The 12,172-nt window shown below is 60.6% G+C and carries 12 protein-coding genes; 5 read left to right on the plus strand and 7 right to left on the minus strand.

Features of this window, described 5'->3' with window-relative positions; translation table 11 throughout:
• Positions 1–6: 6 nt before the first annotated feature.
• Genes ACQY8Q_RS10890 through ACQY8Q_RS10900 form a run of 3 tightly spaced genes read right to left on the minus strand, consistent with a single transcriptional unit; the run spans position 7 to position 1,473 of the window.
• On the minus strand, positions 7–303 hold the full coding sequence (locus ACQY8Q_RS10890; protein ID WP_428426594.1) for a DUF6958 family protein: 297 nt from the start codon (positions 301–303) through the stop codon (positions 7–9).
• The gene (locus tag ACQY8Q_RS10895) at positions 296–835 is read right to left on the minus strand and encodes a GFA family protein (RefSeq protein ID WP_428426595.1); all 540 of its coding nucleotides are present in this window, start codon (positions 833–835) and stop codon (positions 296–298) included. The genes ACQY8Q_RS10890 and ACQY8Q_RS10895 overlap by 8 nt, the downstream gene beginning before the upstream one ends.
• 8 nt (positions 836–843) lie before the next feature.
• On the minus strand, positions 844–1,473 hold the full coding sequence (locus tag ACQY8Q_RS10900) for a TetR/AcrR family transcriptional regulator (protein WP_428426596.1): 630 nt from the start codon (positions 1,471–1,473) through the stop codon (positions 844–846).
• 162 nt (positions 1,474–1,635) lie between these two features.
• Between ACQY8Q_RS10900 and ACQY8Q_RS10905 the strand changes: the two genes are divergently transcribed.
• Positions 1,636–2,286: a thiamine diphosphokinase gene (locus ACQY8Q_RS10905; protein ID WP_428426597.1), complete on the plus strand. Its 651-nt coding sequence runs from the start codon at positions 1,636–1,638 to the stop codon at positions 2,284–2,286.
• Positions 2,287–2,288: 2 nt separating this feature from the next.
• Positions 2,289–4,115, plus strand: a complete 1,827-nt coding sequence (locus ACQY8Q_RS10910) for an ABC-F family ATP-binding cassette domain-containing protein (RefSeq protein WP_428426598.1) — start codon at positions 2,289–2,291, stop codon at positions 4,113–4,115.
• A 244-nt stretch (positions 4,116–4,359) separates the two neighbouring features.
• On the opposite strand, the gene ACQY8Q_RS10915 is transcribed toward ACQY8Q_RS10910, so the two are convergent.
• Positions 4,360–5,322, minus strand: coding sequence for a sterol desaturase family protein (locus ACQY8Q_RS10915; protein WP_428426599.1), 963 nt, complete (start codon positions 5,320–5,322; stop codon positions 4,360–4,362).
• Positions 5,323–6,291: 969 nt separating this feature from the next.
• Between ACQY8Q_RS10915 and ACQY8Q_RS10920 the strand changes: the two genes are divergently transcribed.
• Positions 6,292–7,083 carry an SDR family NAD(P)-dependent oxidoreductase gene (locus ACQY8Q_RS10920; RefSeq protein WP_428426600.1) on the plus strand — a complete coding sequence of 264 codons (792 nt, stop codon included), beginning with the start codon at positions 6,292–6,294 and terminating at the stop codon, positions 7,081–7,083.
• Between the two features lie 175 nt (positions 7,084–7,258).
• Here ACQY8Q_RS10920 and ACQY8Q_RS10925 read toward each other — a convergent pair whose 3' ends face one another.
• From ACQY8Q_RS10925 to ACQY8Q_RS10935, 3 genes are all read right to left on the minus strand, one after another.
• Positions 7,259–7,486, minus strand: a complete 228-nt coding sequence (locus ACQY8Q_RS10925) for a glycine zipper 2TM domain-containing protein (protein WP_428429751.1) — start codon at positions 7,484–7,486, stop codon at positions 7,259–7,261.
• Between the two features lie 930 nt (positions 7,487–8,416).
• Complete coding sequence (locus ACQY8Q_RS10930; RefSeq protein WP_428426601.1) at positions 8,417–10,255, minus strand: methyl-accepting chemotaxis protein; 1,839 nt, start codon at positions 10,253–10,255, stop codon at positions 8,417–8,419.
• Between the two features lie 485 nt (positions 10,256–10,740).
• Positions 10,741–11,172 (minus strand): DUF4345 domain-containing protein, encoded by a 432-nt coding sequence (locus ACQY8Q_RS10935; RefSeq protein WP_428426602.1) that lies wholly within the window; start codon positions 11,170–11,172, stop codon positions 10,741–10,743.
• A gap of 143 nt (positions 11,173–11,315) precedes the next feature.
• On the opposite strand from ACQY8Q_RS10935, the gene ACQY8Q_RS10940 reads away from it, so the two are divergent.
• Together ACQY8Q_RS10940 and ACQY8Q_RS10945 are read left to right on the plus strand one after the other, a co-directional pair.
• On the plus strand, positions 11,316–11,690 hold the full coding sequence (locus tag ACQY8Q_RS10940; protein ID WP_428426603.1) for an ArsR/SmtB family transcription factor: 375 nt from the start codon (positions 11,316–11,318) through the stop codon (positions 11,688–11,690).
• Positions 11,687–12,160 carry an SRPBCC family protein gene (locus ACQY8Q_RS10945; protein ID WP_428426604.1) on the plus strand — a complete coding sequence of 158 codons (474 nt, stop codon included), beginning with the start codon at positions 11,687–11,689 and terminating at the stop codon, positions 12,158–12,160. Before ACQY8Q_RS10940 ends, ACQY8Q_RS10945 begins: the two co-directional genes overlap by 4 nt.
• The last annotated feature ends 12 nt before the right edge of the window (positions 12,161–12,172 follow it).

Raw genomic sequence — 12,172 nt, forward strand, 5'->3', positions numbered from 1 at the left:
CTGAACCTAAAGCTTGAAAAGCCGCAGCGGCTTGTCTGCGGTGCGGCCAATCACGCGCTTTGCTTCCAGATCGAGTTGCGCCGCCTTGAGCCACCACCCGGCCTTGTCACCGCCCGGAAACATGTCTTCGGGCAGATGCGGCAGCAGTTTCGCCTTGGCCTCGGCGATGGTGATCCCCGGCGCTCCGGCGGGCAGGACCTTCAGCAGCGCGTCGCGCATCGCGGTATATTTCCGACGGTCGACGCGCTGGACATGCGACGACGTCACGCTTTCGATGGTGATCTTGTCATCGGTATCAGGCATGGATCACTCCCTTGACGACGGTGATCTTCGGGCTCTTGAAACCCATCGCAATCCAGGCGGTCAGCAGCCGGGCATAAAACGACACCGTTGCCATCGTCCCGCTCGGGACATCGCCGGAAAGTGCGGCGCGATCGGCACGGTCGCCTGTCATCGTGCGCAGATCAAGCGGCGGCAGTGCATCGTCAGGCCAAAGGCCGGCATAAAGGCTGAGCCAATGGCCGTTTTCGAATTCGAGGAAAACCGGTGTATTGCAGCACGTGGCAACAACGCGGCGGGTGCCGGCTGTGGGCTTCAGGCGGAATTCGCGGAGATACTCGGTGCCTTCCACGAAACGGACGCGATCCTTGCGATAAAGGACAAAGCGCGTTCCGCCGTTTTCAGCCAGAACCGCTGACCCGGTACCAAGGGACTGCAACCGGGCACCGGCCGTCCGGCAGCTGTTGCAATGGCATTCCGTGCTGATGATTGGCTCTTTCTCGACCTCGATATGGACCTTGCCGCACGAACAGGCCAGACGGACATTCTGTGTCATGAAGGCGCTCACTCCTTGTGGGTGCAATCGAAGAGAAGACGGGTATAGCGGTCGAGATGATCGAGCGCCTCGTGCGCCAGTGCCGGATCGTTTCCCGCCTTGGCCAGCACGAACGCGCCTTGGGTCACAGTCTGCATATGCCGCGCCAAACTCGCGGCGGTCCAATCCGCGGAAATGCCACGATCCCGCATTGCCGCAGCGATATCGGCTTCAAGCGTCTCAGCGTGACCAAAAATACTGGCACCGCAGGCATCGCGAATAGTGGGAGAGGTAGCATAGACTTCCTGCACCATCGTTCCGACAAGGCAGGTGAAGTCCGCCAGCTCTCCCGCAATGATCGACCGGCGAAAGGCGACATAGGCAAGCACCCGGTCAAGCGCATCCTCCGCCGCATGATAGGGCGCCCCGGCGAAAAAAGCCGTCGTCGTCTCCGCCCAATGCTGCGCGGCGGCAACGCCCAGTGCGTCCTTGCTTTTGAAATGATGGAAATAGGCGCCCTTTGTCACCCCAGCAGCCCGGCACAGGTCATCCACCGACGTGCCCGCAAAGCCCTTGGCACGGATGACGCAGAGTGCTGCATCCAAGAGCCGTGTCCTGGCATCGCCCCGTTCCGGATTGTGCTTCGTTGTTCTCGACATAGAAGTAAGATACCGTACGTACGGTATGTATTCAAGATAAAACCGGCGCGGAACGCTATGACCATCGCCTGCCCATCCGTTTGCCCAACGCCACGACCCATCGCAGCAATTGCGCGCCCGCCCCTTCCCCTCCTCCCCCTGTTTACGCTATGGCCTTGCGCCATGAGCAAACAGGCTTTTGTAATCTTGATGGGCGGGCCGCTGACGCCGACGGACAGGCTTTTGGCCCAGCTGTCCGGCGCCCGCGTCATCGCGGCCGATGGCGGCATGCGGCATGCCAGGCCGCTTGGCCTGACGCCAGAGCTTTGGGTCGGCGATTTCGATTCCACGCCCGATGCCCTGATCGCCGAATGGCCGGATGTCCACCGCGAGCCCTATCCCTCAGCCAAAAACGAGACCGACGGCGAAATCGCCGTTGCCACAGCGCTTGAGCGTGGCGCGAAAAAACTCGTGCTGGCAGGCGCCTTGGGCGGCGAACGCAGCGACCATGCCTTCATGCACCTACTCTATGCCGCCAAACTTGCCGAACAGGGCGTCGAGCTGCTGCTCACCTCCGGCGAGGAGGAAGCCTATCCGCTCCTGCCCGGCACGGTCGAGATCGACCTGCCGAAGGGCAGCCTGTTTTCCATCCTCGGGCTCGATACGCTGACCGGCCTGTCGATCGCCAACGCCCGGTATCCACTCACCAATTTTCATCTGCCGTTCGGCTCCTCGCGCACTGTTTCCAATGTCGCCGAAGGCACCGTCCGCTTTACCCTTTCCTCCGGCCGGGCGCTCATCCTTGCCCGTCCGCAAGACCTTTCGGGAGCCTGACCATGGCGCCACCCATTCTGAAACTCGACGATATCTTCCTCTCCTTCGGCGGCACGCCGTTGTTGGCCGGTGCCAATCTGCAGGTGGAGCCGGGCGACCGCATCTGCCTCGTCGGCCGCAACGGCTCGGGCAAGTCGACCCTGATGAAGATGGCGGCCGGTCTTGCCGAGCCACAGTCGGGCGAAATCTTCCGCCACCCGTCCGTCACCATCCGCTACCTCAATCAGGCCCCCGATTTCGAAGGCTTCGACACCGTGCAGGCCTATGCCGAAGCCGGCCTTGGCCCCAGCGACGATCCCTACCGGGTCGCCTACCTGCTCGAACATCTGGGCCTGACCGGCCACGAGGACCCCAACCAGCTTTCGGGCGGTGAATCCCGCCGTGCGGCGCTCGCCCGCGTCATGGCGCCGGAGCCGGACATCCTGCTTCTCGACGAGCCGACCAACCATCTCGACCTGCCGACCATCGAATGGCTGGAAGGCGAGCTGGTCAAGAGCCGCTCGGCCCTCGTGGTCATCTCCCACGACAGGCGCTTCCTCGAAAAGGTCTCCAATTCCACCGTCTGGCTCGATCGCGGCCAGTCGCGCCGTCTCAACCAGGGTTTTGCCTTCTTCGAGGCCTGGCGCGACAAGGTGCTGGAGGAAGAAGAGCTCGAACAGCACAAACTCGGCAAGGAAATCGAACGCGAGGAACACTGGCTGCGCTATGGCGTCACCGCAAGGCGCAAGCGCAACATGCGCCGTCTCGGCGCGCTGCAGGACCTGCGCGCAAAACATCGCGGCCATAACGGCCCGCAAGGCTCGGTTCAGGCCACCGTCTCCGACGCCCGTGAATCCGGCAAGCTGGTGATCGAGGCCGACCAGATCACCAAGACCTATGGCGACCGCACCATCGTCGCCCCCTTCTCGATCCGCGTTCACCGCAGCGATTGCATCGGCCTCGTCGGCCCGAATGGTGCCGGCAAAACCACGCTCCTGAAGATGCTCACCGGCCAGATCAAGCCTGACAGCGGCTGGGTGAAGCTCGGCACCAACCTCGAAATCGCCACGCTCGACCAGCGCCGCGAGGACCTGAACCTTGAGGATACGCTGGCGCATTACCTCACCGACGGCCGCGGCGATAACCTGCTCGTCAATGGCGAGCAGCGCCATGTCACCGGCTATATGAAAGAATTCCTGTTCCAGCCCGAACAGGCCCGCACTCCGATCAAGAACCTCTCCGGCGGCGAGCGCGCCCGGTTGATGCTCGCCCGCATCCTGTCGCGCCCGACCAACCTTTTGATCCTCGACGAGCCGACCAACGATCTCGATATCGAAACGCTCGACCTGTTGCAGGAAATCGTCGCCGGCTTCCCCGGCACCGTCATCCTCGTCAGCCACGACCGCGACTTCCTCGACCGCACCGTCACCTCGACCATAGCGCCTGCCAACCCCGACGCGCCCGACGGCCGCTGGATCGAATATGCCGGCGGCTATTCCGACATGATGGCGCAGCGCAAGGGCGTTGCCGACGAAAGGAAGCGCGCGGAAAAAGCCGAAAAAGCCAAATCCGCGGGCGATAGCGGCTCCTCCTCGGCCCAAAAGACCGGCAAGGGCAAACTCTCCTTCAAACAGAAATTCGCGCTGGAAAACCTGCCGAAGGAGATGGAAAAAGCCGAAGCCCAGATCGCCAAACACGAAAGGGAAATGGCCGACCCCAACCTGTTTTCCAAGAACCCGTCCCGGTTCTCGGCGCTGGCCACCGAGCTGGAAAAACTGCGGGCTTCGATCACGAAGATGGAAGAGGAATGGCTGGAGCTGGAAATGCTGCGGGAAGAAATTGAGGGGTGAGGCACGCGGTAACGGAGCCCGCAGAGCGATCGCTTTGCGCCGTTGGTGGACGTCGGTTCGATTGTGAGAAGTGGCCGATTTCGGCCGAGAGCGGTCTGTCCGCTTTCAAGGCCCAAACTGCGATAGCGGCCATTCATCAACCGATCAGAGGCAGGTAGCTCCCGACCCATTTCTGTCATTCGGAGCTAGTTCGTGGATTCCCGAAAGCCGCCGCTTATCACAACAGAGCGATGCCAGCTTCGCGCTACCGGCGCCTCTCCGGGCCCGACAGCCCCTGCGGCGAGGCAGATTTTCCGCTTATGGGGCTTATGCCGCAGGTGGCCTTAACAGCTTGCCCCGCGCGTTGGAAGAAACGGATTTCTGTGGCGATGCTTTCGCGGAACGGATCGGTTTGGTTGAAGTAGTCGCGGTCCAGACCGAGCTTTGCACCGTCTACATCGCCCTCGTAATAAGTGCCGAACAAATGATCCCAGATCGGGAAATAATTGGCGAAATTCTTGTCGTGATGTTCCCGCACCCGGGAGTGATGGATGAAGTGGTCGCGTGGTGACTGGATCACGTATTTGCCAAACCAGCCATGCCAGGGAATGGCACTGTGCTTGACCAGACCAATGGCGCCAAAGGTGATCATCACGAGGGCGAATTCGGCCGTTGGCAGGCCGATAAGCAGCGCCGGAACGACCATGATGGCCATGTTTATGGCCCTCTCGAGCGGATGCTCCCGCGTCGCAGTCAGCGCGTTGAACTCTTCGGCTGCGTGGTGAAATTCGTGCAGCCGCCATAGTACGGGCAGCCGGTGCATCAACCGATGCTGCCAGTAGCTCAAGAAGTCTGACAGCACCAGGAACAAGAGAACATGTGCCCAGCCTGGCAGCCTCCCGGCAAGGTCCAGGTGCGGGGCATCCTGAGCCGCGCGGGTGATGGCATAGGACAGACCAAATGATGAGAGCGCCGCGAATAGCGTAATCATTCCCGTCGCATGAAGGAGGAAATAGACGATGTCGGTGATTGTGGATTTGCTGCGTTCGAAGAAAACCCGACGGAACCCGGAATTGCCGAACCCCACATAGGTGAGTTCCACCGCGAAAACCGTCAGAACCAGGCCAATGGAAATGGCGAAACTGAGCGCCATTGCCCCACCATTCAGATAGTAAGTGTTGTAAAAAAAGCCTCCAAGCTTGTGCAGGCAGTATTCGACCAGCTCCATGGCACTGCTCCAAAACACGAACCCGTGCAGCTTAGTCCTGACGATGCGCTCTTACCAGATTGCTCAAGGACGATCGGGGCATCCTTTTGATCTATTACCGGCGGTGGAAGCGTAGAGCCATCGACCGCCGATCAATCGTCTTGTGAACAAGGTGCACACTACTGAACGCAGCGTCCACCCGCGTCGGAGCATGGCCGTGGGGCTTCGAAAGGCGACAGCAAATGCGACCGTGACGATCCGCAGCGCAGTAGCCGTGAGAGCTTGTCACGCAAAGCAACGATGAGCGCGAATGGTACGGCACTTTCTCCTACGCCGGTTTCTTGCGAAAGTTGGTGTTCGATATCCGGGACGGCTGGCCGCGCTGATCGGCGAACCGGGAGATCGGCTATAAAGCCGATAAGCATACCCTCTCGGACGGGCGATATTGACGGCGCGAAGCCGCCGCTGAGTATGCGAACGTTACATGTCGGCTTTGGGCCAATAGTGGCTTCCAAAAAATTTCATCCCCGCAAATCTCCGCCCTTGAAGCCCGTGCCATACTCACTTCGTCCCACCACGGATACACCGGTTTGCGTTGCCGGCGAGGTGGGGCCGGTGCCCGGATGGTTATGCGAAACGCGCGCAAAATCCCCTGGGCTGCGTGAAAGGCGGTTCCCCTCCGGTTCGTGAAAGTGGGCCGGGAGTGCGGGGTGGCCACGCCGTCTTTGGACAGCCCAGGGCTGAACCCCGCCCTATTGGAAGGCCTCGCGGATAGGCAGTGGGGCTAGGGGCATTGGAGGCTTCTCCTGACAAGAGAGGCGCGGCAAAAGACACCGAAACGGGGCACATCGCGCGGCTCAATCCAAGACCGGCATGACGGCGCTTTTCGGACGTGATCAATGGCGCGCAGATCGAACGCGACGGCGCCAGCTGTTGCGAGACCGGCCGCAAGGCCATACCTTGCGTGTTCACCCTCACAAGGAGCAGCAGATGCAGATCGACCTTACAGGCAAAACCGCTCTGATTACTGGATCTACCGAAGGCATCGGCTACGCGATCGCCCGCCAGCTCGCGCGAGCTGGCGCGGATGTGGTGATCAATGGGCGGTCCGAAGACAAGACCGCAAAGGCCGCCGAACGCTTGAGAGGCGAAGGTGCGCGGGGCACAGTTGCTGCCGTCGCTGCCGATGTCGCGACCGCTGAAGGCTGTGACGCTCTCGTCGCCAAGGTTCCTCATGTGGACATCCTCATCAACAACGCGGGCATTTTTCAGCCGCTCGACTTTTTCGAGGCGAGCGACGAGGTGTGGGATCGCCACTGGCAGGTCAACGTCATGTCGGCCGTCCGGCTTTCGCGCGCCTACCTTCCCGGCATGCAGAAGGTCGACTGGGGCCGCGTGATCTTCATCGCCTCGGAATCCGGCTTTAATATTCCGGTGGAAATGATCCACTACGGCGTCAGCAAGACCGCAGATATCGCGGTTGCCCGCGGACTTGCCAAGCGCATGGCGGGCACGGGCGTGACCGTGAACTCGGTCCTGCCCGGTCCAACATTGTCGGAAGGGGTCGAGGCGATGCTTGCCGACGAGCGGGCGAAGACCGGCAAGCCGATCGAGGAGCTTGCCGCCGACTTCGTCAAGACGCATCGCGCCAGTTCGATTATTCAGCGCGCGGCAAGCGTCGAAGAGGTTGCCAACCTCGTCACCTATCTCGCCTCGCCTTTGGCATCCGCGACCACCGGGGCTTCCATGCGCGTGGACGGAGGACTGATCGACACGCTCTGAGGCGAGCGCAGCATCATTTGGGGAAATGGCCCTGCCAAATGACGCAGAAAAGCCCTCGGTGCGACAAGCCTTTACACGCCGAGGGCCTTCGAGGTCGTAATTAGTAAATGGACAAATCAGATTGTTTGTCAGGCAAGTGACGCCTGTATTTCGCCACCTGCCTTGTCGTCAACAATTAGCGGCAAGCTATTGCAGAACCGGCAGCGCCGCCCAACGTTGCTCCGGCGCCAACGGCCCAGAGCTGGCCGGTACCGGACCCGATTGCCGACCCCGCCACACCGCCCACGACTGCGCCTCCAACCGTCCCGGCCACACAGCCGGGTGTCGCCGGGCCACCGCCGGAATTCATGCCCGCTGTTTGACATCCGGCCAATGCAACGCATGATGCCGCGACGACGACCATAGTGGAATAATAAGACATTTCTTCCTCCTATCGTTGGTTTGGAATTTTGCTTCGTCCTGAAAGTTCGACCAGCGCAGACATCGCCAAGGCCACCACCGCGTTGGTCGAATAGCCTAAAACTCAGAGAATTGGGTTTTGTTCCATGTGTGGTGACGGTGGCAGGTCTGCTTTTGCCCGCTTTCAAAGGTGACCTGCGTGGCTGAAAGGATAATTTTCAGCAATTCCAGCAAGCGGTACAAACGGCCGGAAGGAAGGCGCAAAGCCGCCTCTGAATAGGCAAACGTTCCATGCCAGCTTTGGGCTAATAGTGGCTCCCCCAAAAAAAATTATCCCCGCAAATCCCCGCCCTCAAAACCCGTGCCATACTCACCTCGTCCCACCACGGATACACCGGTTTGCGTTGCCGGCGAGGTGGGGCCGGTGCCCGGATGGTTTGGCGGAACGCGCGCAAAATCCCCGGGGCTGCGTGAAAGGCGGTTCTCCTCCGGTTTGCGAAAGCGGACCGGGCGTGCCGGGTGGCCACGCCGTCTTTGGACGGCCCAGGGCTAAACCCCGCCGCATTGAAAAGCCCAGCGGATAAGCGGCCGGGCTGGGGCATTGGAGGCTTCTCCTCACAAGGGAGAGGCGCAGAAGAACCTGAGAAGCGCGGCAAAAGACACTGAAACGGGGCACATCGCGTGTCACCTATTACTACTTACTGCGGCACCCGATGTGCCCCGGCCGACTCTGTCCTTTGAAAACCACGGCGAATTTTTCGCGCGTGGGCGGATGCAATTGCCAAACGTCAGCGCCCATGCGTGCCACGTGTCTCTCTGGCATTGATCGGAAGACAGCCGCTCGCGGGGATTGTCCTGTAGAGCCCATGCGTTGCACAGGCGCGTCACAAACAAAAAGGCCCCGCCTTTCGGCGAGGCCCTTATCCGGCAAAACCTATGCCGCCCGGCGGGACTTGTGGGCCGCGCCGTCCCGTACAGCCGATCGGTTGTCGGCGGCCAGCATGAACTGCGAGATCAGCTCCCGGAGCTGGTTGGATTCCTGCGCAAGGGTGGCGCCCGCCGCATTCATCTCCTCGACCATTGCCGCATTCTGCTGCGTCACCTGATCCATCTGGTTGACCGCCGTGTTGACCTCGGCAAGCCCGACGGATTGCTCCCGCGATGAAAGCGCGATCGCGTCCATGTGCTGGTTGATCGTCACCACATAGTCGCCAATGACTTTCAGCGCATTGCCGGTGTCGCGTACCAGCTTGACTCCGCTGTCGACTTCCACGCTCGAATTTCGGATCAGCTCCTTGATTTCCTTAGCCGCCTTGGCAGAGCGCTGGGCGAGTTCGCGCACTTCCTGTGCGACCACCGCAAACCCCTTGCCGGCCTCACCGGCACGCGCCGCTTCGACACCGGCATTCAACGCCAGCAGATTGGTCTGGAAGGCGATTTCGTCGATCACCGAGATGATGCTGGAAATTTGCCCCGACGACTGCTCGATGCGCTCCATGGCATTGACCGCATTGGCGACGACCGAGCCCGACTGGGTGGCGCTGGCATTGGCCTGGATGGCAATCTGCCGTGCCTCTTCGGCCCGCTGCGAGGAGTTGGCGACGTTCGCGGTGATCTGATCGAGGGCGGCGGCCGTTTCTTCCAGCGATGCGGCCTGATGTTCGGTGCGCTTGGAGAGATCGTCGGAACTCTGGCTGATTTCCCGCGATCCGCTGTCGATCGACTGTGCCGCCGTGGTCACGGACTGCAGCGTCTGTGCCAGTTGAAGAACGGACGCATTGAAATTCTTCCGCAGCGTTTCGAAGTCGGGCGCAAAAGTCTGGTTGAGCTGAAAGGAAAGATCGCCTGCAGCCAGATGCGAAAGGCCATCCGCCAGCCCAGCCGTCGCCAGCTCCATTTCATCCGCCTTGATCCGCGCAGTTTGCGCATTCTGCCGCCGCTCGCTCTCGGTCATGTTGCGCTCGCTTGCGGCCTCGGCTTCCAGCTGGATGTTGGCCAGCGCATTGGCCTTGAACACCGCAACCGCCGCTGCCATGGCGCCGATTTCGTCGGCGCGACCCTGGAACGGAATGGCCGCTGTCGTGTCGCCTGCTGCCAGCGCCTTCATCGAGCCGGTGATGGCCTCGATCGGCCTGGCGATCCCGGAAAGGGCAAAATAGATGCCGCCTGCAATCACCGAAAGGCCAACAGCGACGGCCACCATCGCAATGGTCATCGTCGTCTGGAAGACCTGTTTGCTGATCTCGTAAGAGTGCTGCGATCCCTCCGTTTTAATCCGGACGATCTTGTCGACGATATCCGTCAGCTCGGCAGCGGCCGGGCGGATCTGCGTCTGCTGGGCGACTTTCGCCTCCTCTGTCTTGCCCGCACGCGAAAGGGCGAGCATCGGCTGTGCCAATTGCTGGAGGGCGGCAAACTTCGTTTCGATGTCCTTCGCCACAGCTTGCTCGGACGCATCGTCGCTGGCAGCCTCGTTCAATTTCAACTGCTCGCGAAAATGAGTGGCATCCGCATCCAGCGCCTGCTCGACGGTCTTGCGGCTGGCGTCATCCAGGGCCATCACATGATTAAGATAATTGCGGCGCATCGAAGACAGCGCCAGGTTCATTTCCTTGGCGACGGAGACGCCCGGCAACCAGTCCGTCGCCATTTCAGCGACGTTCTTATTCAACGTGTTCATGCTTTGAATGGCAAAGCCGGCAAAGGATAGGAACACGACACCGATAAGCATTAACACGGCGGTCAATGCAGTCTTGATCTTTGGGCGGGACACGATGGCCTCCTGATGGGGTCGATCAACATGCAACCGTACCGCGACATCATGTCAGCTCCGGTGGCAGACCATCCGACGGGCATCTCGGAGTTAGCGAGAATTTAGCGCGCAATGTAATTAAGGATTCCATAATGTGACGCGCAAACCCTTGAAATAAAAAGATATTCACATCTCAGGATTGTTTTTTGCAATCCCGAATATCTTGGATTGTTCCATTTTCCTCGCGATGGAGACGCAAAACACTCTGCTTGGCTGGCTTTTCAAACCGGCATGCTTTGCGAGACGGACGAAACGGTGCGACGGAATTCGCAAAACACCAGGTTACGGCGCGAAACCTCGGCACAGCCTCGGGCCAATGCCGGAAGGACAGAAGGGTGAGACGATCCTCCCAGCCACGCCTAGGATCGCCCCACCCGCCGCTTGCGGCAATCGCCTCCACCCGTTTGCTGATCGGGCGGAAGACGCCGATTGCTGCGCGACCTCGCTCAACTCCGGCTTTGGCTCAGGGCCGCAACCTGTCCGTGCCAGAGAACCAGACACGGCACGACGACCAGTTCCATGCCAAGCCCGAGCAGATGCCCAGCCGAAGGCACACCATCGATAACCAGCGAATACAGCCGCGCCAGCCCACCGCTGAATGTCAGGATCGCCAGAAGCCGGATGCGTTCGGTCTTCTTCTCGATCGCTGGAATGCAGCTGTACCAGCCGATGCCAAAAGCAAGGAACAGACCCGACAGGAACCGCACATGACTGCTGAGATCCACAGGCGGTGTCGTCTCGCCGAGAAAGCCGGGTCCCATCACCACACCCGCCAGCCCGGCAAACACCGGCAGCATCGCCAGGATAGCGATGGTTGCCTGCAACAGGCGCCGCTGGCGGAAATCGGCCGGGCTGATCTGGTAGGCAAGACTGGGCATCGCGTTTCCTCCTGAAGTCATCAGGGGTACGCGTGCCGGAACGGGCGAGTTTCAGGTTTTCGAACACATCGGCGTGAACACAACACTTAGCAATTTACTTAACTATCTCTTGCGCTCGTCGCCATGCCATGATAGTTAGGCATATGCTTAACCAATCAAACCAGCTCGATCTCATGTTCCAGGCGCTCGCTGATCCGGCACGGCGCATGATGGTGAACAGGCTTTGCCATGGACCGGCCTCTGTCAGCGAACTGGCCGGCCCACTCACCATGTCCCTGCCCTCCGTCATGCAACACCTGCAGGTGCTGGAACTGAGCGGCCTCGTCCAGTCGCAGAAGGTCGGGCGGGTGCGCACCTGCACCATCGACCGGGAGGTGCTGAGCCTTGCAGAACAATGGATCTCCGATCGCCGCGCTCTGTGGGGCCGCCGCCTCGACGCGCTGGGCGACTATCTCGCCGACAACCCGGAAGAGCCCGACACCATTCAAACCGAAACATCTCAAGGGGGTGAACAATGACCGACCGCAGCGTGACCCATGCCACTTTCGTCATCGAGCGCGTTTACGACGCTTCGCCGGCCCGCGTCTTCAAGGCCTTTTCCGACCCGGCTGCCCGTAACCGCTGGTTCGTCAAGGCCGACAACTGGCCGATTGCCGAATACACCTTCGACTTCCGCGTTGGTGGCCGCGAGACCGGCCGCTTCAGCCCGGATGGCACGATGATGGTCTATAACGAAACCATTTACCACGACATCGTACCGGACAACCGGATGATTTTCGCCTATTCGATGCTGATCGGCGACAAACGCATTTCCTCGTCGCTCGCCACGGTGGAACTAAAGGCCGAAGGCGCAAAGACCCGGCTGTTTTACACCGAACAGGGCGCCTTTCTCGACGGCCTCGACAAGGTCGCCGATCGCGAAAAAGGCTGCCGCGACCTCTACGAACAACTGGCCATCGAACTCGAACGCAGTGCCGCCGTCGCCTGACCCCACAGGCAA

The organism is Pararhizobium sp. (assembly GCF_965279435.1).
GTDB lineage: Bacteria > Pseudomonadota > Alphaproteobacteria > Rhizobiales > Rhizobiaceae > Pararhizobium.

Bases quoted from the DNA above. Each gene is read 5' to 3' on its own strand.
- ACQY8Q_RS10890 (WP_428426594.1), bottom strand. From the start codon at position 303: ATGCCTGATACCGATGACAAGATCACCATCGAAAGCGTGACGTCGTCG.
- ACQY8Q_RS10895 (WP_428426595.1), bottom strand. From the start codon at position 835: ATGACACAGAATGTCCGTCTGGCCTGTTCGTGCGGCAAGGTCCATATC.
- ACQY8Q_RS10900 (WP_428426596.1), bottom strand. From the start codon at position 1,473: ATGTCGAGAACAACGAAGCACAATCCGGAACGGGGCGATGCCAGGACA.
- ACQY8Q_RS10905 (WP_428426597.1), top strand. From the start codon at position 1,636: ATGAGCAAACAGGCTTTTGTAATCTTGATGGGCGGGCCGCTGACGCCG.
- ACQY8Q_RS10910 (WP_428426598.1), top strand. From the start codon at position 2,289: ATGGCGCCACCCATTCTGAAACTCGACGATATCTTCCTCTCCTTCGGC.
- ACQY8Q_RS10915 (WP_428426599.1), bottom strand. From the start codon at position 5,322: ATGGAGCTGGTCGAATACTGCCTGCACAAGCTTGGAGGCTTTTTTTAC.
- ACQY8Q_RS10920 (WP_428426600.1), top strand. From the start codon at position 6,292: ATGCAGATCGACCTTACAGGCAAAACCGCTCTGATTACTGGATCTACC.
- ACQY8Q_RS10925 (WP_428429751.1), bottom strand. From the start codon at position 7,486: ATGGTCGTCGTCGCGGCATCATGCGTTGCATTGGCCGGATGTCAAACA.
- ACQY8Q_RS10935 (WP_428426602.1), bottom strand. From the start codon at position 11,172: ATGCCCAGTCTTGCCTACCAGATCAGCCCGGCCGATTTCCGCCAGCGG.
- ACQY8Q_RS10940 (WP_428426603.1), top strand. From the start codon at position 11,316: ATGCTTAACCAATCAAACCAGCTCGATCTCATGTTCCAGGCGCTCGCT.
- ACQY8Q_RS10945 (WP_428426604.1), top strand. From the start codon at position 11,687: ATGACCGACCGCAGCGTGACCCATGCCACTTTCGTCATCGAGCGCGTT.